The 23,094-nt window shown below is 42.3% G+C and carries 18 protein-coding genes and 2 tRNA genes; 6 read left to right on the top strand and 14 right to left on the bottom strand.

What is annotated here, in order from left to right; genetic code table 11:
- Positions 1-6: 6 nt before the first annotated feature.
- The 5 genes from T356_RS0104610 to T356_RS0104590 form a co-directional block, all read right to left on the bottom strand.
- A complete protein-coding gene (locus T356_RS0104610; RefSeq protein ID WP_026513481.1) occupies positions 7-3,147 on the bottom strand; it encodes a DUF6240 domain-containing protein in 3,141 nt (1,046 codons plus the stop codon).
- A gap of 129 nt (positions 3,148-3,276) precedes the next feature.
- Entirely contained in the window at positions 3,277-5,232 is a 1,956-nt protein-coding gene (gene glgB / locus T356_RS18385) for a 1,4-alpha-glucan branching protein GlgB (protein ID WP_051563146.1), read from the bottom strand.
- Positions 5,233-5,251: 19 nt separating this feature from the next.
- Positions 5,252-8,431, bottom strand: a complete 3,180-nt coding sequence (locus tag T356_RS0104600; protein ID WP_026513480.1) for a tetratricopeptide repeat protein — start codon at positions 8,429-8,431, stop codon at positions 5,252-5,254.
- 55 nt (positions 8,432-8,486) lie between these two features.
- Positions 8,487-9,347, bottom strand: a complete 861-nt coding sequence (gene rsmA / locus T356_RS0104595; RefSeq protein WP_026513479.1) for a 16S rRNA (adenine(1518)-N(6)/adenine(1519)-N(6))-dimethyltransferase RsmA — start codon at positions 9,345-9,347, stop codon at positions 8,487-8,489.
- Positions 9,348-10,124 (bottom strand): TatD family hydrolase, encoded by a 777-nt coding sequence (locus T356_RS0104590; RefSeq protein ID WP_026513478.1) that lies wholly within the window; start codon positions 10,122-10,124, stop codon positions 9,348-9,350. It lies immediately after the preceding gene.
- A 204-nt stretch (positions 10,125-10,328) separates the two neighbouring features.
- On the opposite strand from T356_RS0104590, the gene T356_RS0104585 reads away from it, so the two are divergent.
- Positions 10,329-10,401, top strand: a tRNA-Lys gene (locus T356_RS0104585).
- A 374-nt stretch (positions 10,402-10,775) separates the two neighbouring features.
- Here T356_RS0104585 and sufU read toward each other — a convergent pair.
- The 5 genes from sufU to sufC are packed head-to-tail and all read right to left on the bottom strand — an operon-like array spanning position 10,776 to position 15,838.
- Positions 10,776-11,231 (bottom strand): Fe-S cluster assembly sulfur transfer protein SufU, encoded by a 456-nt coding sequence (sufU, locus tag T356_RS0104580; protein WP_026513477.1) that lies wholly within the window; start codon positions 11,229-11,231, stop codon positions 10,776-10,778.
- Positions 11,221-12,441, bottom strand: coding sequence for an aminotransferase class V-fold PLP-dependent enzyme (locus T356_RS0104575; protein WP_026513476.1), 1,221 nt, complete (start codon positions 12,439-12,441; stop codon positions 11,221-11,223). The genes sufU and T356_RS0104575 overlap by 11 nt, the downstream gene beginning before the upstream one ends.
- A gap of 19 nt (positions 12,442-12,460) precedes the next feature.
- Entirely contained in the window at positions 12,461-13,630 is a 1,170-nt protein-coding gene (locus T356_RS0104570) for a SufB/SufD family protein (RefSeq protein WP_026513475.1), read from the bottom strand.
- 13 nt (positions 13,631-13,643) lie between these two features.
- On the bottom strand, positions 13,644-15,053 hold the full coding sequence (sufB, locus tag T356_RS0104565) for a Fe-S cluster assembly protein SufB (protein WP_026513474.1): 1,410 nt from the start codon (positions 15,051-15,053) through the stop codon (positions 13,644-13,646).
- A 26-nt stretch (positions 15,054-15,079) separates the two neighbouring features.
- The gene (sufC, locus tag T356_RS0104560; protein WP_026513473.1) at positions 15,080-15,838 is read right to left on the bottom strand and encodes a Fe-S cluster assembly ATPase SufC; all 759 of its coding nucleotides are present in this window, start codon (positions 15,836-15,838) and stop codon (positions 15,080-15,082) included.
- A gap of 156 nt (positions 15,839-15,994) precedes the next feature.
- Here sufC and T356_RS0104555 point away from each other — a divergent pair.
- Positions 15,995-16,065, top strand: a tRNA-Gly gene (locus tag T356_RS0104555).
- Positions 16,066-16,117: 52 nt separating this feature from the next.
- Positions 16,118-17,014, top strand: coding sequence for a putative manganese transporter (locus T356_RS0104550; RefSeq protein ID WP_026513472.1), 897 nt, complete (start codon positions 16,118-16,120; stop codon positions 17,012-17,014).
- 150 nt (positions 17,015-17,164) lie between these two features.
- Here the strand turns inward: T356_RS0104550 and T356_RS0104545 are convergent, their stop codons facing one another.
- The 3 genes from T356_RS0104545 to T356_RS18380 all read right to left on the bottom strand — a co-directional run bounded on the left by T356_RS0104545 (position 17,165) and on the right by T356_RS18380 (position 19,477).
- Complete coding sequence (locus T356_RS0104545; RefSeq protein ID WP_026513471.1) at positions 17,165-17,440, bottom strand: hypothetical protein; 276 nt, start codon at positions 17,438-17,440, stop codon at positions 17,165-17,167.
- 163 nt (positions 17,441-17,603) lie between these two features.
- On the bottom strand, positions 17,604-18,293 hold the full coding sequence (locus tag T356_RS0104540; protein ID WP_026513470.1) for a hypothetical protein: 690 nt from the start codon (positions 18,291-18,293) through the stop codon (positions 17,604-17,606).
- Complete coding sequence (locus T356_RS18380) at positions 18,290-19,477, bottom strand: DUF3810 domain-containing protein (RefSeq protein ID WP_051563145.1); 1,188 nt, start codon at positions 19,475-19,477, stop codon at positions 18,290-18,292. The genes T356_RS0104540 and T356_RS18380 overlap by 4 nt, the downstream gene beginning before the upstream one ends.
- 178 nt (positions 19,478-19,655) lie before the next feature.
- Between T356_RS18380 and T356_RS0104530 the strand changes: the two genes are divergently transcribed.
- The 3 genes from T356_RS0104530 to T356_RS0104520 are packed head-to-tail and all read left to right on the top strand — an operon-like array spanning position 19,656 to position 22,406.
- Positions 19,656-20,342: a response regulator transcription factor gene (locus T356_RS0104530; RefSeq protein WP_026513469.1), complete on the top strand. Its 687-nt coding sequence runs from the start codon at positions 19,656-19,658 to the stop codon at positions 20,340-20,342.
- A 4-nt stretch (positions 20,343-20,346) separates the two neighbouring features.
- Positions 20,347-21,642 (top strand): sensor histidine kinase, encoded by a 1,296-nt coding sequence (locus T356_RS18375; protein ID WP_051563144.1) that lies wholly within the window; start codon positions 20,347-20,349, stop codon positions 21,640-21,642.
- A 5-nt stretch (positions 21,643-21,647) separates the two neighbouring features.
- Positions 21,648-22,406 (top strand): RluA family pseudouridine synthase, encoded by a 759-nt coding sequence (locus T356_RS0104520; protein ID WP_026513468.1) that lies wholly within the window; start codon positions 21,648-21,650, stop codon positions 22,404-22,406.
- On the opposite strand, the gene T356_RS0104515 is transcribed toward T356_RS0104520, so the two are convergent.
- A complete protein-coding gene (locus tag T356_RS0104515; RefSeq protein WP_035780401.1) occupies positions 22,378-23,067 on the bottom strand; it encodes a DUF4956 domain-containing protein in 690 nt (229 codons plus the stop codon). The two genes, T356_RS0104520 and T356_RS0104515, sit on opposite strands and share 29 nt — an antisense overlap.
- Between the last annotated feature and the right edge of the window lie 27 nt (positions 23,068-23,094).

The following is a 23,094-nucleotide window of genomic DNA, read 5'->3' as shown; positions in this document are numbered from 1 at the left end:
TAGAGCTTAAAGAGCCTCTATAAATGCTTTCGCCATTTTCAAAAGTGTGCCTGTATCTTCTGTCGAAGTCCTGTCGCCATCCATGGCTTGTGCATTAACCGTGCCTACTTTGGTAGGTTGTGCCTGTGCGTTATAGAGTATCGCAATCCTTTTTCGGTCTACACCGGCGCCCTCTATCTTATCCGCTAATTTGTCGCACATCTTAGTTTTAACGCTTTCAAGATATTCAGCCTCTTCGGGATTACCTGCATACGTTGTCGTAAGCATACCCGTTATACTTCCTTCCTCCCGGTAAAGAGTTACCGAGATAAGTCCGTAGTCGACGGTCTGAACACTCGCTTCCATCCTTGAAATTCTGCTGTTATCACTCCTTAGAGTGATGTGCATTGATACCTTTGTTCCATCTATTTCCACCGGCACCTCGAAGCTTCCTCGCTCCGATGTATGTGCCATCACGGAAATCTGCTTTTGCATAAGAGTAATTGCCTTAACGTCAATATACTCTGTCTCCGGATCTACAAGTACATCCGTAAGTTTGTCGGAAATATTCTCAAGGGTCTTTGTGTATGTCTCTTCGTAATTGTCGCCGTCAAGAGCATCCGTAAGAGTATCCAGATCCTGTGATACATCTCTCTTAGAAAGCTCCTCTGCCCTATTCCATAAATTTCCGTTTCTTCTGTCACGTCTTAAGCCTATCATCGCTTCAAGATTACTGAAGTTCATCTCAACGCCGAAAGTTTCCATCTCTTCGATTGCTCCCGGTGCAGCCTTTGAACCGGCTACATTTCGTATCTCCTGTACCTGATCTTTGATATATGCTTTTTCAAGTTCAGGATCGATCTCTTCATCCTTAAGCGCCCTCGCAAAATCCTCAAGCTTCGTTCCCGTAGTGGGTTTTGCTGCCTTTAATTTTTCAGGCTCAAGATTCTCATATACTATATCGGCTTGTGACCTATAAAATCTGAAGGCCGAATTTATTTGTTCGTCAATTTTTATAATATTTCCTTCTTTGAGATCAACTCCGCCGAAGTCATCACCTACAGAATAGTCTATTCCGCTCTTTGCGGTTCTTCCGCTCCTTGTTTCGGTCAAAAGATTTCCCAAAGTCATCTCTTTTCCAGTCTTTAATACGGAACCGATTGCTTTGTAGTCATTTGCCTTAAGTGTATGAAACAGTCTGTATATTCCGATAAAAGAAGCCTTCTCCTCTTTCGTGATATCTTTTTTCTGCTCAAGCTTGCAGATAAACTTTGAAAACTTTTCTTTCGATCTGTCGGAATCTCTTTTTCCGCCTTCACCTCCGTTGAACATTCCCTGATCTAGGCTGTCAGAAAGCTGTTCGAGCGTCATATTGAGAGGATTGTTTCCTTCTCTTATGAGATTTAAGACCGCTCCGGGCTTGAGTCTTTCAAGCGTTGCCACGAACTTTCTGTCCCATGCCCTTACATTTTCAAAGTTCTCCTCGTTGATCTCCATGCTGTTATATCCAAGAATTCTGACTGCTCTGCGATTTTCCTCATTCGCTTCTTCACCAAAATCCCGAAGTATATCATCGACATTTCTAAACGCTTTCTTTATACTGTCTCCAAGATCTGCTCTCGGCGCGGTCATCATGGCTTCATAGCCTTCTCCCGCCGCCTTGAACTGTCTTGTAAGGCTCGCAGAAACGTCACTTATCTGTGAAAGCGTTGCTGTCTGCAATCTTCCCGCCATAAGTCCCGAAATGTCCACAGGTCCCTTACTTATGATCTGAACTTTTTCAAGAGTAAGGTCATACACTCTTGCGGGGGTTGTAGCCTTAGCTCCCGTGATATCATCAATGATCTCGCCTGTCTGCGTGCCTTCTATATCTTTGAGCATGTTTGAAAGCTCCTCGATAAGATTCTGCATAGGCGCTGTATCTATCGCAAACCCTCTGTCCAGAAGATTTTTGTTTGCTTCAACACTCATGCGAAGTCTTACTTCCTCAAGCTGGAGTCTTGCCGCAACAATCTTCGGATCGTTTTCGGACAAAAGAGCTGTCGGATTCTCGGGGTTAACTCCCGCTCCTTCACCGCTTGCCATGACAAGATTCTTGATATTTAGCTCTTTTTCTTCCTCAACAACATTCTTTACAGCTTCATCCGTAATTATCTTAGTACTCTCATATATTCTTACCGCCTTTTCAATATTACTTTCCGAATCTGCAAGATTACCCTGAACAGCACTCTTACCGTCAAGTATTGCAGATGCTGCTGCTTTAACCGCAGCCTCCTCCGATATCGGAAACTCTACCTTAGCTATTTCTGTTAGTGTGCTTAAATTTTCGGACGTTAACGGGATTCCCTGTTCAACCATCCACTTTGCATCATCTCTTATACCTGAATCGTTCGTATCATAACCTACTTCTGCAAGCACTTTGTCTATCTGAGGTGCAAGGCTGTCCCAGTTTATGCTGTCAGCCTTTTGCGCATAGTATCCTCCCGCTTCCTGGGCATAGAATCCTCTTCCCGAAAGGTTCTGTCCGTTTGTACTGTGGGCAGCAAGGTAAAAATTACTTATGGTGGGCTTCATGTTGTTAAGAACCATATATTTGACCGCACCGTCTGAAGGCTCTTTTATCTGCAAAGCCTCTTCGTAAGCGCCCTTTGCACTCCTCACATTTTCAGCTGTCATCGGAATATCGCTCCGGGAGAATTCCTTTTGGATTGTTTCAGCCAGTGTCCTGCTTCCTGTTATCTTTGTGAGTTTCTCAACGCTCATATCGTCGTTAAAGCCTGCCACTTCAACTCCGGACTCCAAAAGCACACCTTTGATCTTATCAAGAATAGTCACTGTCTCTGAATTATTTAGATTTTTAACATCAAAACCGTCCTCAAGAGCCTTTTTATAGTCCTCTTCAGACATAGTGTTTGATAGTAATGCCATATAGTTATGCTGAGTCATAACATCCGTGTTTTGGGCCATTTCACTGATATCGTCAGTTCCTCTGGTATGACTTGCATATACATCGTTACTGAATAAGCTTGTATCAAGATTAACCGCTACAGCACTCATTGAAGTACTCTTAACTGCACTCTTATTGATTCTGTCCTCAGCATCCATGCCAACGTACATCGAATCCTCAGTTGTCTTTTTTCCCGTCAAAGTCTGAAAATTAATGTTCATATACGCCTCATCTTATTAAATGAACTGATCTAAATAGGAAAGCAATTTCCTATGATACAAAAAGGTGACAGAGTACATTCTGTCACCTTCTATTTCGGCTGAATTTTTTTATTTCTTAATATAACGATCTTATTTTTCCTTTTTCGTTCCCGAACTGCGTGTAGTTTTCTTTTTCTTGGGCGTACCCTTAAAGAGGAAAATTTCTGCTCCGTACGCAGGAAGATCCAGGGTTATACTGTAGTCCTTATAATCGCACAAGCCTTCTTTTGCTGTGATCTCATGAGGTATATTGCTTCCGTTTCCGCCATACTGCTCAGCGGCACTATCCAGGATATGCGTATACTTTCCCGCAAAAGGAACTCCGACCTGATAACCTTTTCTTTCAACGGGAGTCATGTTGATGACAAACAGCAAATTCTCCTTGCCGTCTATAGCACGTCTGTAAAAGCTATAGGTGCTGCACTCTCTGTCATCTGCATTTATCCACTCGAATCCGCCCCAGTCGTTGTCTACCTCATACATCGCCGGATACTTTCTGTATATCTTAAGAAGCTGAGAAACATAGTCCTTCATACCTCTGTTCAGGTCATTTGCAAGAAGGAACCAGTCAAGTTCACGCTTTTCGCTCCATTCTCTTTCCTGTGCAAAATCCTGTCCCATGAAAAGAAGTTTTTTGCCCGCATGTCCAAACATAAATGTATAGCCTGCACGGAGATTGGCATACTTATCAACCTTGTAGCCCGGCATCTTCTCAAGCATCGAGCATTTCAGGTGCACGACCTCATCGTGTGAAAGCGGCAGGATATAATTCTCGGAACTGTTGTAACTCATGGCAAAGGTCATCATATTGTGAGCGCCCTGTCTAAAATACGGATCAAGTTTCATATACTCACAAAAATCATGCATCCATCCCATGTTCCACTTGAATGCAAATCCAAGTCCGTCCTCCTCCGGAGGCGCTGTGACTTTAGGCCATGCCGTAGATTCTTCAGCAATCGTAAGGAATTCGGGATATGTCCCTCTGACCACGCTGTTAAGGTGCTTGAAGAACTCTATCGCATCGAGATTCTCTTTTTTGCCATATTTATTGGGAACCCACTGTCCGTCTTTCTTGCCGTAATCCAGATAAAGCATGGAAGCTACCGCATCCACTCGTATTCCGTCTATGTGGAACTTTCTTATCCAGAAAAGAGCATTCGCTATAAGGAAATTCTTTACCTCGGGTTTAGCCAGATTAAAGATCTTGGTTCCCCAGTCGGGATGTTCGCCTTTCCTCGGGTCCGGATCTTCATAGATACACTTTCCGTCAAAACATGAAAGCCCGAATTCATCCGTCGCAAAATGCGCAGGAACCCAGTCAAGTATTACACCTATATTATTCTTGTGGAGTTTGTTGACAAGATACATAAAGTCCGAGGGCTCACCGTACCTTGACGTTGGAGCATAATAGCCCGTAACCTGATAACCCCATGACCCATCAAAAGGATGCTCAGCTATTCCTATGAGCTCTATGTGGGTATAAGGCATTTCTTTTAGATACTCAACAATTCTGTCTGCAAATTGTCTGTAAGTATAGAATCCGTCTTCCGTCCCGTCGGGATGTTTCATCCAGGAACCAATGTGGCACTCGTAGATCGCAATGGGCTGTCTGTTCGGATCTTTGCCCTTTATCTTCTCGTACCATTTGGAATCTGACCATTTAAATCCGGACAGATCCGTAGTTCTGGACGCATTTCCGGGACGAAGCTCGGAATAATTGGCATATGGATCAGCTTTATAGAGTTTTTTCCCTTCAGGAGTTGTTATGAGGAACTTGTACAGTTCTCCCACTCCTACTCCCGGGATAAAACCTTTCCATATATTTCCGATCTCAGTTCGCTTTAAGGCATGTGCATCTTCAGCCCAGTTGTTAAAAGAGCCAACAACATGGACATCTGCTGCATTCGGTGCCCATACAGCAAAAAAGTAACCTTTCTTTCCGTTTTCTTCTGCAGGATGCGCTCCGAGCTTCTCATAAATCTCGTAGTGCGTTCCCTGCCCGAATAAATACTCATCAGCTTCAGATATAAACACTGTTTTGTCCATGCGTCCCCCTCGTATATGTTCAGTGCATAAAATCTTTTTCTCTGAGGATTACCATATCATTTTCATCAAATCGCTTGTTTACTATGATATCTACAAAGTGAGATACCGATCTCTTCTCCGCATAATATATAGCGTCATCCACAATATCCCTGACCTCTGATACCGTAACATCATGGTCGAGAGTCTGTCTCTCGGATATCTTGGTATGAAGTGCGAGAATACCGAGATTGTCGATCGCATATTCATTCTCAAGCGCATACTGCTTGGCATATGCCACAAGTGACTCGTCATCGAGAGCTTCTATATCAACTCTTACGCTGAAACTCTCTTTATAATCAGGATTCATATCAAGGAATTTGTTCATATCTTCCTTGGTATCTTCCATTACTATTATTATACCTTTTTTCTCTTCCTTGAGAATCTTTATAAGTTCAGCAGCTGTTTCAGGCATAATATCTGCCGCTCTCTGAACTATAAGTGCGCCGTTCGCAAGCTTTTCAAAAATTGCCGCCGGCCTCTTCTTATTGAGCGTATTCGCTGTTATCTTCGCAACTTTTCCGCTGAAGTTCGAATTGGATGCCTGAACGGCACGGATAAGTCCCTTCGCAAGATTGATTGTTCCTGCGCCCTCTTCACCGGTAACAATGACATTTCCGCTAAAAGCTTCCATGCTCATGTTATCAATTGCTTTGATAATCTGTCTTCTCGATTTCTTATGATGAATGTAAGGTCCGAACAACTCCTTCTCTTCGGGAGTCATCTTCCTTAATCTCTCTTCAATCTCTCTGTTTCCGGAATGATGCTTCTTAAGCTTTTTCTTTAATGCGTCTGAAGGCTCCTGATTCTCATTTCTCTGATTATCAGGTCTCTGTCCCTGAGGTCTTCTGTCTGCGGATCTTCCGGCGTTTCTGTCCTCGCCTCTGTTTCTTTCTCTGGATCTCGGATCCGGCCTTCCTTCCGCTCTGGTTCTGTTTCTGTTCGGATTTCTTCTCGAATCTTCCAGATCTTCTTCAGACACATCCGCCTTCTTGGCATCCTCTGCCTTCTCAACTTCTTCTTTTCTGTCATTCCTTGAATCACCGAACTCTTCGCGCGCAAAACCACTCTTTTTCTTTTCGGTTTCTGCTACAGCTGTCTGTTCCTCATCTGCAAAAGAGTGATCAGAATCATCGTCTTCTGTGCCATTAATAACTTCATCAACAGCCTCATCTATAATGTCCGCACTGTTTCTGGACCAATCGCTTCTTCCCGAAGCGCGCTTTTGTTTTTCTTTCTTGATGGCATCGGCGATTGCTTTCTCAATCTTCTCCTGAAGTCCTGCCTTTGCTATCTCATCATAATCTGCAAAAAGATCTCCCGTCTGATCGGAAACTTTTTTCTTTACGCTCTCTAACTGTCTCTCCTGCTGTTCCTTCTTGAACTGCTCCCAGTTCTGAATATACTCGGAAATGCTGATCTGACCTGTGATCTGCTTCTCAACTTCAGGCTCAGGCTCGACAGCCATCTTGATCTGCCCGTCATAGTCCTGTGAAAGCATCTTATCAAATCCGCTGGACATGTTATAACTTGCATTTGGATGTATTACTGCTCCGGGTACCTCATCTTCCAATGGTCTGTTCTCATAAACCGGTGCTTTATATGCTATGTCTTCTATATCTTCTGTAGGTGCTTCAAACCCCTGCCCATCAGAATCATCTTCCATATCAAAAAACTCTGAAGGCTCTTCCTGTGCAACTTCTGCGATATCTGAAACCTGCTCCGCTGCGGGAACTTCCTCCCTGTTCTCGGGAGCCGGCTTAAATTCAAGATCTTTCTCAGGCAGATGAATTTCATGTGTATCAAAAAATACTTCTTCTATACTACCTGATGCAGGCTCTCCTATTGTTCCAGAAACACGCGAAAAAGAGCTGTCTTCCTGCATAGCTTCGTCTTCGTCAAATATCTCCGGCTCGGCAGCATTAACCGGTTCCTGATTGTACTCTGTATTTCCATATGCCTGCTGAGCGCCATAAGCTTCAGCCTGTGCAGCTGTATTCTGTGCCTGCGCAAAGCTTTCCTGCTGTGCGAAACTGTCCTGCTGAGCCATCTCAGCCTGGTACTGCGAAAAGCTTCCCTGTGGCTGTGCAATATTAGCCTGCTGCTGGGCCATCTCAGCCTGATATTGCGCAAAACTTCCCTGCGACTGTGTCATTCCGGCCTGTGGCTGTACAGCATTTGCCTGTGGCTGTGCAAAGCCATCCTGCGGCTGAGCCATAGCTGACTGATACTGCGAGAAGCTATCCTGCTGTGAAAAACTTCCCTGTGGCTGCGCCATTCCCGCCTGAAACTGCGCCGCAACAGCCTGTGCTTGCTCATCTCCTCCGATATATGGCTTTAATTCTTCTGCAAGTGCAGCCTGCAGATTCATTGTATTATATGCGCTTACATCAACAGATGGCGCCTTAATCTCAACATCATTCGATACCGGAGGCATCTCTCTGGTATCCTGGGTAACGGGGGACATTCCGGGCATGCTCTGAGCAGCCGGATTCTGTACAGGATTCTCATTATTTACAACGATCGATCTGTCAATATATCCGCCGTGTTTCTGCTTATATCTGACATATCTGTCCTGCTGTTCGGGCGAAAGGGGTTCATGAAGAGCCTTAAGTTCAAGTGCCTTCATAACATAGTTGCCGTCACCAAGCCACAAAAACATCTCGTCGCATGTTTCAATGCACTCAGTAGTAAGGCCTATCCTGTGATAAAGATACGCCAACTCATATACCCATTTTTCCCTATAATCATGTTTTTTGAATTCTTCGAGAACCGCGATTCTCTCTTCAAGACTTACTTCCTGAGCTTCATAGAGTTTATACTGCAAGATATATCGCCCTGTATCTCTGGGCGCTATTCTGACAAATTCTTTGTAATATTCTACAGCTTGAACAAATTCTCCCATCTTTATTGCAAGTTCACATAGGGAGTATACAATCGCTCTACCCGTGGGGTGTCTGTCGTATGCCATGAGCAAAATATCTCTGCTCTCTTCAAAGCGTCTGTTTATCTTATATAAATCACTTATCGTACAAAGCATTGCAACACTTTTTACACGTTTCCAGTCAATAGTGTCAGCAATTTTCACAGCCTCGGCAAATCTGCCTTCCCCAATTAAAGCCTTGATCTCATCGGCTCGAATCTTGTATTCAACTTTATCCAAAATATCACCTCTTTGGTGCCCCAACTATATCCAGTGTTAGTTTAACATAAGCACCTTATCTTTGTAAAATGTCTGAAAGTCGCGCAAATTGCGTGAGAGAAAGCACTTCTCCCCTTGCTTTTTCGTCAATATTTATCTCGGTTAACGCATCTTGAACCTGTTGTCTCGTTACCTTTAGCGACGGATTATTTGAAAGAGCGTTTGAAAGAGTTTTTCTCCTCTGATTAAACGCTGTTCTTATAATCTCAAACATATACTTTTCATCACCGACTTCTACTGCCGGCTCTTCATATCTCTTAAGATGCACAACCGCCGATCCTACATTCGGCTGCGGGATAAAGCTTCCCGGCGCAACGTTCATAACGGATGTTGCCTTTGCGTAATAACCTACAGCAAGTGAAAGCGAACCATAATCCTTGTTTCCCGGTCCCATGACCATTCTGTCCGCAACTTCCTTCTGTACCATGACTGTAACGCTATCTATGGGTGCATTGCTCTCAAAGAGCTTCATGATTATCGGTGTTGTAATGTAATAGGGTAGATTGGCAACAACCTTTATTTTTCTTCCATCATTGTATTCTTTTACTATGTTCTCTATATCAACCTTAAGTATGTCTTCGTTGATCACTGTAACGTTGTCATACTCGGATAATGTGTCATTTAAAACAGGTATAAGTGTCTTGTCTATCTCAACGGACACAACACGCTTTGCAGCTTCAGCCAGATACTGAGTAAGGCTTCCTATACCGGGGCCGATCTCAAGAACGCAATCTTCCTTCGTTACTCCCGAAGCTTCTACTATTCCGTCAAGTACACCGCTGTCTATAAGGAAATTCTGTCCGAATTTCTTTTTTGCGCTCATATTGTATTTGCTCAGCACTTCCTTTGTGCGTGCCGCGTTTCCAAGATATGCCATTTATACCTCCGTAATAATTCCGTACATATGCTTTGCATTGTCTTCTGTTATACGTATAACTTCTTCTTCGCTGATACCTTTTATGTCAGCTATAGCTTTTACCACATAGGGCAGGTTTAAAGAGCTGTTACGCTCTCCTCTGTGTGGCTCAGGGGAAAGATACGGGCAATCTGTCTCAAGAAGTATCTTTTCCATCGGAATCTCTTCCACAACTTCTCTGAGCTTACGTCCGTTCTTGAAAGTCACAACACCTCCGACTCCAATATAAAAGCCCATGTCCACACACTCTTTTGCAAGCTCTTTGGAATAAGAAAAGCAGTGCACCACTCCGCCTATCTCTTCTGCGTGCTCGCTATGCATTATATCCATCGTATCCTTTGCAGCGTCTCTTGAATGAATCACCACCGGAAGATGTACCTCTCTTGCAAGATCAAGCTGCCTAATAAACCATTTCTTCTGAATTTCAGGAGAAGGATCCGGCCAGTGATAGTCGAGTCCTATCTCTCCTACAGCCACACACTTCTCATCCGCCGTCCATGACTTCAAGCGCTCTATTGCTTCATCATTAAGCTCTTCCACTTCGCTTGGATGTACCCCGACCGCTGCATATATATAATCGTACTCATGTGCAAGGCCAAGTGCTCTTTCACTTGATGCCATGTCTGCACCTATATTTACGACTTTGCCGATACCGGCTTTACTCAAAGAAGAAATGAGTATCTCCCTGTCCTCATCATACTGTCTGTCATCGTAATGAGCATGCGTATCAAATATCATATACACACCTTTCGTTTTTCAATTTTGCATTCTTGAATTTTTTCATAACATCTAATTTACCACAAATATATCCTCACAGATATGTCAAATTTAAAAAAAATACATTTTTTTAAAATTTTTTGAAAAAAACACTTGCAATTCTTTTTTAAGCGTAGTAACATATCACTTGTCGTTGAGATACGGCACAGCCGCTAAATGACAAATGCGCTGCTAGCTCAGTTGGTAGAGCACCTGACTCTTAATCAGGTTGTCCAGGGTTCGAGACCCTGGCAGCGCACGCCGAGTACTGTTTTCATAGGTATATCCTATGGGGATGGTACTTTTTTCTTTGTCTTTTTTCCACTAGAACAAAGATTATTTAGTCGCATATACATATTTCGCAACAAAAATCGAGCTTTTCAAAGCTCGTTTTTGTGACTACCGACCTTTTCGTAGATAGCCCGGCCACAAAGGTATATATTCGGAAATACGCTGTCTTCGGACGAGCAAGATGATTTTCAAAATTTATAGAAACGGGATATTCTGACTTCTCTGAACAACGTGAAAGTCAGAATATCCCGTTTCTATAAATTAATGAAAATCACTGCGCAGACGTACACAGCATATTTCCGAATATATACCTTTGTGGCCGGGCGTCCGTAAATCTCCGTATCACTCTTCTACTTTGTCATTTGCCTTTTCGGGGTGCTCGAGCATCTCCTGCATGGTATGCCAGCCAAGAACGGCGCATTTGACTCTTGCAGGCATGTGTCTTACGTCCTGAAGCGAAGCAGCTTCATCAAGAGACTCTATGCTCTCCTCGTCCGTTATTTCGCCTTTTATCATGCCCATAAAGGTTCCTGCAAGCTTAATTGCCTCTTCCTTGCTCTTACCTATTATCTGGTCAACCATCATGTCTACAGATGCCTGTGATATGGCACATCCGCTTCCAACATATTTACCGTCCGTAATAACACCGTTTTCAACCTTGAGCTGCAATGTGATATCATCGCCACAGCTTGGATTTATTCCACGCATTACAAGATCCGGATTTTCCAATTTACCCCTGTGTACAGGTCGCAGATTATGCTCATTTACTATCTCTCGATATAACTGCTTAAGCTCCATATCCCATGACCTCCCTAACCTTTGCAAGTTTCTCCAGGAATATTTTAACCTCTTCTTCTGTATTATAGAAGTACAAACTTGCACGTGCGGTAGATCCGGCACCGATAAACTGCATAAGTGGCTGAGCACAGTGGTGTCCCGCTCTTATGCATACGTGATCGTCATTGAGCACCGATGAAATATCATGAGGGTGCACACCGTCAATTGTAAATGTAACGATACCACAATGCTTCTTAGGGTCTTTTGAGCCGTATATTTTGATATAAGGGAGTTTTGACATTCCATCCATAAGAAGTGCGGTAAGCTTCTGCTCCTGCGCCTCTATAGCCTCAAAACCGACATTTTGAAGGTATCTGATTGCTTCTGCAAGGCCAACCGCTCCGGATGCGTTAACAGTACCCGCCTCAAACTTATGAGGAAGCTCTGCATAAGTAGCATCTGTTCTTGTAACATACTCTATCATTTCTCCGCCTGTAAGGAATGGAGACATCTTTTCCAAAAGATCTTTTTTTCCGTAAAGAACGCCTATGCCCATAGGTCCGAGCATCTTGTGTCCGGAGAATGCAAAGAAATCTGCACCGAGTTCCTGTACGTTTACTCTCATATGAGGTGTTGACTGAGCGCCGTCCACAACCACGATTGCGCCCTTAGACTTAGCATATGCCGCAATCTCTTTTACAGGGTTGGTAACGCCCATAACATTGGACACATGACCTATAGCAACAACCTTTGTCTTGTCTGTAATCTTGCTCTCGTACTCTTCCTTGGAGATAACGCCTTCTTCATCGGGCTCAAGATATACAAGCTTTGCATTTTTCTTCCTGCATACCATCTGCCAGGGCAAGATGTTGCTGTGATGCTCCATTACAGAGATAACAACTTCATCACCTTCAGATACATTATCAAGACCGTAGCTGTATGCCACGAGGTTGAGCGATTCAGAAGTGTTTCTTGTAAAAATAATCTCTTCGGGAGAATTCGCACCTATGAAATCAGCAACAACGCGCCTTGAATCCTCATACATTTCTGTTGCCGCCATACTCCAATCATATAAGCCCCTTAAAGGATTGGCATTTGCCGTGCGATAAAAGTTTGATATTGCATCCAGAACCTGATTGGGTCTCTGTGAAGTAGCCGCATTATCAAAATATACATAGTCACCTGAATTTAAAATATCGAAGTCTTTTCGATAATCTCCGATGTTAGCCATTTCTTTTTCCTACCTACTGTTAAATGATATTCTGAATGTAGAATACAACTCTCTGTTCCAGTTCCTTATCGGGAATCGTTCTTGCAACGCTGTCGAGTCTCGCCCTGATCATCATGCGCTTTGCATTTTCTTCATCGATTCCTCTTGTCTGCATATAGAACAACAAGTCTTCGCCAAGCTGTCCTATTGTTGCACCGTGCCTTCCGTCAACATCTTCTTCCTGACAAAGGATTACGGGCATGCTGCGGTTTATTACATCAGGACTGAGCATAAGTGTATCTTCCTGCTCATCTCCTGCCGATCCCGAGCTTCCGTTCTTAAAATCAATTGTTCCTCTGAATACCTTGGTTGCGGAATCCATCAGAACTCCTTTTGCATGCATTACAGAGTTTGTATTTTTTCCTCTTTGATCTGCAACATAATTCACATCGAGGAAATTGTCATATCTTACGAGATAACCCATATTTGATATGAGCTCAGCTTCTTTTTCAACAAGATTTACAAGACAGCCGGTCCACGCCTTCTTGGCACCAAGTTCCAAAGTCGTAACGCCGATTGATCCGCCCTTAAAACATGCTCCGCCGATATCATCAAAATGAATGAACTTATCGCCAAGCATCTGGATCTTATAAATATTAATCTTTGCGCCTTCTTCGGCAAGAAGTCTTGTGCTGATTCCGTGGAAACCGCCAAAATCCTTTTCCGATTCATATGCAAGGATGACATTTATCTCAGAATCTTTCTTGGCATGAATGACCTGCGCTGATATACATCCCTCGCCGTCTTTCATCTTGTACTCTATGACAACGGGCTCGGAAACTTTAACATTTTCCTCAACCGTATAAATATCGCACTTAGCGCCTGCGGAGATCATGAGCTCGTCCACATCGATTCCCATTCCGGTCCTGATTGCCTGACCTTCATTTCTTCCTGTCGTATCGGCGTTAGGGCCTGCAAAATCGCCTGTGGTATACATGATCCTGTCTTTATTCTTTATAAAGATCTCGCCTGCTTCCGCATAATCAACTCCGCGTTTTACATTTACGCCCTGCGGCATCTTACTTGCATCCGGAGTTTCAAAGCTATCTATTTTTATGTCTGATTCGGAAACTGTACTGTCATTGACCTTAAGAAAACCGTATGTCAAAACAGGCAGCACATTAACCTTCATGTTCAAATCTTTGTTCATGTGAAGTCCCTTCTCAATGTCCGCTCATCTCAAGCTTAATAAGGTTATTCATCTCAACGGCATACTCAAGCGGAAGTTCCTTGGAAACAGGATTGGCAAATCCGCTCACGATCATAGCCTTAGCTTCTTCTTCGCTGATTCCTCTGGACATAAGATAGAAAATAGCATCATCGCTGATTCTTCCGATCTTAGCCTCATGTCCTACATCAGCATCGTCAGTTCTGATGTCCATTCCCGGAATGGTATCTGCTCTTGAAATGCTGTCAACCATAAGTGAATCACAGGAAACCGAAGCTTTTGCCTTTTTGGCTGAACTCTGGATCACAACACTGCTTCTGTATGTTCCTATTCCACCGTCCTTTGAAATAGACTTGGAATTGATAACGGATGTAGTTCCCACTCCCTGATGTACTACCTTTGCTCCCGTATCAAGGTTCTGTCCCTTTCCGGCAAAAGTAATTCCTGTAAATTCCATCTTGGAATGATCGCCCTTAAGAATAGTCATAGGATAAAGATATCCCGTGTGAGATCCAAACGATCCCGATACCCACTCCATGATTCCATTCTCTTCGATAAGAGCTCTCTTGGTATTAAGGTTGTACATATTCTTGGACCAGTTCTCGATTGTTGAATAGCGAAGTCTCGCATTCTTTGCCACAAAGAGCTCAACTGCTCCCGCGTGAAGATTGGCCACGTTGTACTTTGGCGCCGAACATCCTTCTATGAAGTGAAGGTCTGCACCTTCATCAACAATTATGAGAGTATGTTCAAACTGTCCCGCTCCTGCCGCATTAAGTCTGAAATATGACTGAAGGGGGATATCTACCTTGACTCCCTTGGGCACATATACAAATGAGCCTCCGGACCATACCGCTCCGTGGAGCGCTGCAAATTTGTGATCCGTAGGCGGTATAAGAGTCATAAAGTGGCTCTTTATCATGTCTGCGTATTCTGTCCTCATAGCACTCTCAAGATCTGTATATATAACGCCCTGAGCCGCAACCTCATCTTTTACATTGTGATATACAAGCTCTGAATCGTACTGAGCGCCCACACCGGCAAGAGATTCTCTCTCTGCCTGAGGGATACCGAGTCTTTCAAAAGTGTTCTTAATATCCTCGGGTACATCTTCCCAGTTATTCTTCATATCAGACTTATGTCTTACATACGATGTGATCCTGTCCATATCAAGGCCTTCAATACTTGGGCCCCATTTGGGCATCTCCATCTCGTTGTAAAGTTTCAAGCACTTGAGTCTGAAATCTCTCATCCATTCAGGATCGTTCTTTTCCGCAGAAACCTTTAATACAGTTTCTTCATCAAGACCTTCCTCCATCCTGTAGAAGTCTTTTTCTGTCTCTATATCTTTAAATTCATATGCGCTGCGGTCTATCTCGACCACTTTCTGTTTATTCTCGCTCATATCAATCCTCTGTTATCCGGCCAATATTATTCAGCTTCTGAGATAAATTTCTCAAATCCGTTAGCATTGATCTCCTCAACAAGAGATCCGTCTCCTGTGCAAACAAGTTTGCCCTTAACAAGCACATGTGTATAATCAACGTGCAATGACTCAAGAATCTTGGTGCTGTGTGTGATTATAAGAAGTGCTCCGTCCTTTTTCTTCTGATACTCCTGAATGCCCTTGGATACTGTTCTTACAGCATCAACATCAAGTCCCGAATCCGTCTCATCAAGGATCGCAAGTTTGGGATTAAGCATAAGAAGCTGAAGGATCTCTGCTTTCTTCTTCTCACCACCTGAGAAACCAACGTTAAGGTCTCTGTCCGCATAAGCCTCATCCATGGAAAGGACTTCCATTGCTGCCTTAAGTGACTTCTGAAAAGCCATAAGCTTAACAGGTGCACCTGTCTGGGCGTGGAAAGAATTTCTTATAAAACTGCTGAGTGAAATTCCGGGAATCTCATAGGGATTCTGGAATGACAGGAACATTCCTGCCTTTGCTCTCTTATCTGCAGAAATATCTGTAATATCCTGTCCGTCAAAAAGGATATTTCCCTCTGTTACACAATAATGAGGATTACCCATAAGGGAATATCCAAGTGTGGACTTTCCTGCTCCGTTTGGTCCCATGAGTACATGAGTCTCTCCGGGCTTTATATCTAAATTGATCTTGTGCAGAATCGGCAACTCGTTATCTATTGATACAGATAAGTTTTTTACCTGTAATAAAGACGCATCTGACATGATAATTTTCCTTTCCGTGTTTTCCTACTAAGTTGGTAGGAAATATGATAACACCGCAAATTTATATTGTCAATTTTAAAAACAATGTAAAGTTTATCATAAAACCCCTTGACATACCACTTAAAAGTAATTAAAATACAATCTTGTCAGTACCGTGCGGGTGTAGTTCAATGGTAGAACACTAGCCTTCCAAGCTAGATACGTGGGTTCGATTCCCATCACCCGCTTTACTGATTTTTTTTTACCCTTTTTTCTTTCTTAACAGCAAGGAGTTAATTCATGGAACTTGTCATTGATGTTGTCATGGACGCGCTTATCGATTCTCTTAAGATACTCCCCTTTCTTTTTATAACTTACCTTTTAATGGAATATCTGGAGCACAAGACTCAGGAATATACGTCTGCGATTGTCCAAAAAACAGAATACTTCGGACCTTTATGGGGCGGACTTATCGGTGTATTTCCGCAGTGCGGATTTTCTGCCGCGGCATCCAACCTGTATGCGGGCAGAGTAATAACGCTAGGAACACTTATCGCTATCTATCTTTCGACTTCGGACGAAATGATACCGCTTTTCATATCTGAACAGATTCCTGTAGGAATTATGATAAAGATACTGATAATCAAGGCAGTCATCGGAATCATTGCCGGATTTGTTATAGATGCCGTTGTTCACTGGCATCATCTCACTCATAATAAGAGGCTTGACGATCCCGTCCAGATAAATGCCCTGTGCGAAAAAGAGCATTGTCACTGCGAGGAAGATGATCACAGCGGTTTTATCGGGATTGTGAAATCTGCATTTGTTCATACGTTCCACATTTTTGCTTTTGTTCTTGTTCTTACTTTGATATTGGGATTTGCGATTGAGCTTATAGGTGAAGACAAATTATCAGCACTTCTTAAGACAAGTCCTGTGATCAGCCACATTCTTGCAGGTCTTATAGGACTTATCCCCAACTGTGCAGCATCTGTTATCATCACAACTTTGTATCTTGATAAGATGATCACATTGGGAACCATGATGTCCGGTCTTTTGGTTGGAGCCGGAATCGGACTTTTGATACTGTTCAGAGTTAATGACAATAAAAAAGAAAATATAAGAATTGCTATTCTTCTATTTCTTATAGGAACTGTTATCGGTGCCCTTATAGACGCCATAGGCATTTCTTATTAAAAAAGCAACTTCCTATGATAGAACAAAGAGTTGCTTTATTCAATAAAAAATACCCCGATGCATTTGCACCGGGGCTTTTTTATGTACTGACTAAAGCAATTGATTAAACTAGTGTTACCTGTTGTTTAAAAAATCTAATTGAATTAGTTATTATTTTGCTGATGAAGCGTCTGCTGCTGCGTCTGAAGATGCCTCTGATGAAGCGTCTGAAGATGCCTCAGATGAAGCGTCTGATGAAGCGTCTGAAGATGCGTCTGTAGCTTCTTCTGTTGTCTCTTCTGTAGCTGCCTCTTCAACTGAGAAAGCTTCTACTGATGCCTCTACTGATGTCTCCTCTGTAGCTGCGTCAGCTGCCTCACCGCAACCAGCAAGAACTGCTGCTGAAAGTGTTAAAACTGAAAGTAATGTAACGATATTCTTCTTCATAATATATTCTCCTCTTTTCTGCATACTTTGCAATTACGAATTATTGCAAACAATTGCTTCAGTACAGTTATAGATTATATATTGTGAATAGAAGAATGTCACCGACAAAACGTTGCATAATATCTTAAGATTTCCTTAATATTTTGTGCAATTCTTACAAATTCTAGTAATTTTCGAGGTCAGCAGAGCCGGTTCCGGCTCCCGAATCATATTTTAAAGTAATGCAAATACCTTCCGGTGAAACTTGCTTAAAATCACCGCAAGGAATCGCATAGGTATTTCCATCCTCATCTTTTAGAAGCATTTCCCATTCTGTACTTTCATTGTTTATCTCTAAGTCGACACCCATGAGCGAATATCCGGAATTAAGCGCAACTCCCTCTCCAAGTAGATTTGCAGAACATACATCACTTGTAATATCGTGAAGTACTACCTCCGTAAGATTATATTCTGTATCATTTAAGATATAGGCACTTATCATTGCATTCTTTGCCATTTCTTCTCTCTTGGCATTTTCTTCACTGAGTATGGCGTCAAGAGCTTGCTGCACGGTAGCATACTCTTCCGAAAGTTCATTTACTTTCAAAAGATAGATGTCTATCATACTGTCACTCATCTTATTGAAATTCGCCTTCTCAATATCAGCTTCCTTCTCGGCAAGCTGATCAAGCAATCCTCTAAGACTCGAATCCGTTATATCCAGATATGTATTTTCGGCATTATTTTTGGCTTCTATTAATGCTCCCCTGGTCGCTTCTGCCTCATTAAGCTTTTCCTCAGAAGGCTTACACGCAACAAGCAGGAGCGCCGTCATCAGCGTTCCTGCCATAAAAAATATCTTACTATTTTTCATACCTTGTCCCCCGATTCGTTTTCTGCATACTCGGGCTCATTGTAATAGTAATCCATGATTAGTGCAACCACATGACAATAACTTACCTTTCCTGAAAGTACTCCGTTCACCTTAAGATTTGTATCTATAAATTTCTCCGCTGCCTTTTTTACTGTCTCCGTCTTTACTACAGCTTTTTTCTCAACTTTTACCCACGCCTCTTTTGTCAAAAACTGATTGTCGTACTTTACTCTGTCAGAGATCTTCACATGTTTATTGTATTCTTCCTTGCTCACGGCTTTGTAAAAATCGTTGTTTATATAATTAAGAACTCCCAGATATCCGCTGTACTCAAAGACAATATCATCGGATCTTATGCAAGCCAGGAATCCAAGGAAATTCGCCTCATCTTCATATATGTATCCGTGAGTATGAGCAAGCTCATGGCACATTGTAAAAGGCTTATTCATTATAGACATCGCATCATTATAGTTTGCTTCCATTGAAAACGGAAAATAGTATCCCTGCATATACTGCTGGCTCATAAATCCTGAGAAATGAAGCGGCTTGGGTGTTACATAATATCCACCAAGTCTCGGAAACTCACCCTCCAGATTCTTCATTGCCAAAATAGCTGTCTCCTGCATGTTTCCTTCATAAATAACATTTCCGTATTCGTCATGCGGAACCTTTTTGGCCAATTCGTTGCATTTTTTTACCACAGAATCTCTAAGCTCCGCAAGCTGCGCAAGATCATATTCCTTGGTAAATCCCACATCTGACACTTGAAGCTTTGATGTATGATACAGAATAAAGCAGTTAAGCGACATTATTGTACATACAACAGCCATAAGTACCGGTGATACTCTATAGAGAATTCCCGAGATCTTCCTGAAAACTTTTTCTGCAGAAAGAAAGCCCTTCCCTTTCTCCGTAACCTTCTTTGAATATATCAAAAAGACCGTGTGTACGATCAAAAATGCCAGCGCAAAAACAATAAATATAACCAGAAACACCAGCATGCATTCTCCAACGGAAAAACCTACGCGACTTGTGAGCGATCCGTATGCCGATGTCAGCTTAGGATATATATTCGCGACGTAGAAGTCAGAAAAGGCCGCACTTTTCCATGCGGCCATATTAAAGATAATACAAAATGCCATTATTAAGATTATTGTTAAGGAGAATATTCTTTTTCTATGCATTTTCTGACTCCCTGTTCCCATAAAATCATTTAAAAATATTCTACATTAAAAATATGGACTGAAAATGACTAAACTATTGATAAATCGTTCATATTTTATACATATATTTGTATTTAAACATAGCCTCATTATGGTAAAATTATCTTAAATAGGAAAGCTCTTTTGCGGAGGTTCAAACATGCGACTGCTTCTTGCTGATGACGAAAAAGAATTATCCAACGCTCTCGTAGCTATATTGAAACACAGCAGCTACACCGTAGATGCCGTATACAACGGGACGGATGCTTTAGACTATGCAATAACGGGAAATTACGACGGTATAATTTTAGACATAATGATGCCCGGACTTAACGGAACGGAAGTCCTTAAACGGCTGCGAAGCAAAGGAATATCAACTCCCGTTCTTTTTTTGACCGCAAAATCTGAAATTGACGATCGTATCAAAGGACTCGATCTTGGAGCAGACGACTATCTCACCAAGCCCTTTGACATGGGAGAACTTCTTGCCAGAGTTCGTGCAATGTTGCGCAGAAAATCAGATTTTTCGCCTGTTAATCTCACTTGCGGAAATCTGACTTTAGACAGAAATGTATATGAACTTTTTACCCCAAACCACGATAAGATCCGCCTTGCCGGACGTGAATTCCAGATGATGGAAATGCTCATGGATTCTCCGGGAAGGATTATATCTGTTGACACTTTTATGTCACATATATGGGCAGACGGCGAGGCTGACGTAAACGTAGTATGGGTATATATCTCGAATCTGCGCAAAAAGATTCTGTCACTTGGCGCAACCTGTGAGATCAAGGCTTCCAGAGGAGTCGGATATTCTATAAACGAACTGGATAAACCGGAGCTGTAATAAGATGGTAGATAAACTAAGAAAAAAATTTGTTATAACCGCAATTTTATCGCTGCTCCTGATTCTTGTTACGATGATAGGCATCATAAATGCCATTAACATGCATCAGGTTGTTTCTGATGCAGATACGCTTCTCGAAACTCTTGCATCAAACGACGGATATTTTCCGACAAAGAGTGCTGCCCCTAAGAAAAGACCTTCTTTAAATAATTCCAATGCATTTGACTGGGATGATATAAATTTTAATCATTCAACGGAGACTCCTTTTCAATCGCGATATTTCTGGGTAAGGATGGATTCTTCCGCAAATATAATCAAGATAAATACTATTCACATCGCTTCCGTTTCATATACAACTGCCGAGGAATATGCTAAAGATCTGTATTCCAAAGCTTCCAAAAAAATGGGTTTTTATCATTCCTACAGATATCTGATAGCAGACGAACCGGAAGGCTCCAAGCTGATAATATTTCTGGATCTCAGCACTGCGATCATAAATTCCAAACAGCTCCTGATACAATCTGTTGCAATCGGCCTGCTTGCTCTTATTGCAATGTTCATCCTTGTATTTCTTTTTTCAGGACAAGCTGTTGCTCCCGCTGTTGAATCCCTGGAGAAGCAAAAAAGATTTATCACCGATGCAGGTCACGAACTAAAAACTCCTCTTGCCGTGATTTCAGCAGATATCGATGTTTTGGAACTTGAACAGGGAAAGAACGAATGGACTGCAAGTATAAGGAATCAGCTCAAAAGAATGAACAGCCTGGTAAAAAATATGCTGACTCTTTCGAGAATGGATGAAGAGCGCATGCATGTTGTCTTCACAGAGTTTGATCTTAGCGAAACACTCAAAGATGCTGCAATTTCTTTTGAACCCATCGCAGAATCACAAGATAAACTGTACAAAATTGATATTCCCGACGGAATTCGTATCTTAGGCAATAAAACTTCCATCAATCAACTTGCCTGCCTTCTGCTGGACAACGCATTCAAGTATTCTTCCAAAAACGGAAGTATCCACGTTCTTTTATCTGTAGACAAGCATATTGTATTTGAAGTTTCAAACACCTGTGATACAATTCCTTACGGTAATCTGGACAGGCTTTTTGACAGGTTTTACAGAGCTGATTACTCACGAAGCAGAGAAACAGGCGGCTACGGGATTGGTCTTTCCGTGGCAAGAGCTATAGTTACTTCGCACGGGGGAACCATTGAAGCACTTCGCGACGGCGACAAAATTATCAGATTTGTCGTTACTCTTCCAAAACAACAGGCCAGAAATAATCAGAAAAACAAGTAGGTACTATGGATACAACACTTAAGATAATATATGAAGATGATGATATAATCGTTTGCCACAAGCCCACCGGCATGGCGACAGAAGGCGCAACAGTCGGAAAGATGGACCTTGTTAGCAACGTAAGAAATTACCTTGCGCGCAAGAACAGAGCACAAGGTAAAACCGGCAAACCGCCGTACGTCGGAACTCTCTACAGACTTGATCAGCCGGTAGAGGGTGTTGTTGTCATCGCCAAAAATAAATCGGCAGCTTCCTTTATAGCAAAACAGATAAAAGAGCACACCACAGATAAGTATTACTACGCACTTTGCTACGGAAATGTAGCAGATGACACAGGACATCTTGAAAATCTTCTTGTAAGAAAACAGAATGATGGCCTGGCGCTTGTAGTAAGTAGAAAGGAGGCAAACTCACTAAAGAACCAGACCATCATCCTGGGTAAGGGCCAAGAACAGCGTATTTTTTCCGGAGAGATAAAGAAAGCTGTCCTTGACTATGAGGTTATGCAAAGAGATGAAAACTCATCGCTTTTGAAAATAAAGCTTCAGACCGGGCGTTTCCACCAGATCAGGGTGCAACTTGCTCACATGGGATATCCGATCCTCGGCGACCGTAAGTACGGAACCAAAGAATCTCTTGAATATTCCGAAAAGACTCACAAGAACAATGTATGTCTTGCCTGCTACCATTTCGGTTTCGTTCATCCGTCGAGCAAGAAAAAAGTGTTTTTCGAGATTACAATTCCTCAGTCTTTGAAGATATAGATCTCGAGCAGATAATTTCAAGGTTTCCGTTTCTTTCTCGCATCTCGTCGAGCATACTCTTTGTTGAAACCTTGGATCTTATTACAACTTTATAATTCAATCTGTAAAGGCTTCCCATTGCTGTGGTCCTTACGTCCATCAACTCAGCCTTTGTTGTATATCTTTCAAATATGTCATCAAATATTCCTTCAAAATCAAGTCCTTCAGGGACTGTGATCTTAAGAAATTTTTCTCCGTTAGCACCGCTAAACATGCTAATGTTCGATAAGAGCAGATTTGCGAGTGTAATAACTACTACAAAGATAACTGCTATACCAACGTATCCCATTCCGGTTGCCAAACCTGCCGCCATTGAAAGGAATATACTTGTTATCTCTTTTCCCGATCCCGGTGCCGATCTGAATCGAACCAATGAGAATGCTCCGGCCACCGCGACTCCGGCTCCGATGTTTCCGTTTACCAACATGATGATGACTTGTACGATTGCCGGTATCAGTGCAAGTGCCATTACAAAGCTACCGGTGTAATCATTTTTTATGGTGTACATAAAAGCTATATATACGCCAATTGCCAAAGAACAAAGAATAGAGATAATGAATGTCAAACCTGTAATCGTGCCATTAGGCATTATTGTGCCGAAAACTATGTCTGTCGTTGTCATGCTGTCAATACTCCCTTCAACTTGTCA

Origin of the sequence: Butyrivibrio sp. LB2008 (assembly GCF_000621565.1) — a bacterium.
Classification (GTDB): Bacteria; Bacillota; Clostridia; order Lachnospirales; family Lachnospiraceae; genus Butyrivibrio.
Note: the sequence above shows the minus strand (reverse complement) of the source record. Positions and strands in the feature narration are given on the sequence as shown.

Coding starts and splice junctions, on each gene's coding strand:
- T356_RS18375 (WP_051563144.1), top strand. CDS start 20,347: ATGGTAGATAAACTAAGAAAAAAATTTGTTATAACCGCAATTTTATCG.
- T356_RS0104545 (WP_026513471.1), bottom strand. CDS start 17,440: ATGAAGAAGAATATCGTTACATTACTTTCAGTTTTAACACTTTCAGCA.
- T356_RS0104515 (WP_035780401.1), bottom strand. CDS start 23,067: ATGACAACGACAGACATAGTTTTCGGCACAATAATGCCTAATGGCACG.
- T356_RS0104530 (WP_026513469.1), top strand. CDS start 19,656: ATGCGACTGCTTCTTGCTGATGACGAAAAAGAATTATCCAACGCTCTC.
- T356_RS18380 (WP_051563145.1), bottom strand. CDS start 19,477: ATGCATAGAAAAAGAATATTCTCCTTAACAATAATCTTAATAATGGCA.
- T356_RS0104540 (WP_026513470.1), bottom strand. CDS start 18,293: ATGAAAAATAGTAAGATATTTTTTATGGCAGGAACGCTGATGACGGCG.
- T356_RS0104520 (WP_026513468.1), top strand. CDS start 21,648: ATGGATACAACACTTAAGATAATATATGAAGATGATGATATAATCGTT.
- rsmA (WP_026513479.1), bottom strand. CDS start 9,347: ATGGCATATCTTGGAAACGCGGCACGCACAAAGGAAGTGCTGAGCAAA.
- sufB (WP_026513474.1), bottom strand. CDS start 15,053: ATGAGCGAGAATAAACAGAAAGTGGTCGAGATAGACCGCAGCGCATAT.
- T356_RS0104550 (WP_026513472.1), top strand. CDS start 16,118: ATGGAACTTGTCATTGATGTTGTCATGGACGCGCTTATCGATTCTCTT.
- sufC (WP_026513473.1), bottom strand. CDS start 15,838: ATGTCAGATGCGTCTTTATTACAGGTAAAAAACTTATCTGTATCAATA.
- T356_RS0104610 (WP_026513481.1), bottom strand. CDS start 3,147: ATGAACATTAATTTTCAGACTTTGACGGGAAAAAAGACAACTGAGGAT.
- glgB (WP_051563146.1), bottom strand. CDS start 5,232: ATGGACAAAACAGTGTTTATATCTGAAGCTGATGAGTATTTATTCGGG.
- T356_RS0104575 (WP_026513476.1), bottom strand. CDS start 12,441: ATGGCTAACATCGGAGATTATCGAAAAGACTTCGATATTTTAAATTCA.
- sufU (WP_026513477.1), bottom strand. CDS start 11,231: ATGGAGCTTAAGCAGTTATATCGAGAGATAGTAAATGAGCATAATCTG.
- T356_RS0104590 (WP_026513478.1), bottom strand. CDS start 10,124: ATGATATTTGATACGCATGCTCATTACGATGACAGACAGTATGATGAG.
- T356_RS0104570 (WP_026513475.1), bottom strand. CDS start 13,630: ATGAACAAAGATTTGAACATGAAGGTTAATGTGCTGCCTGTTTTGACA.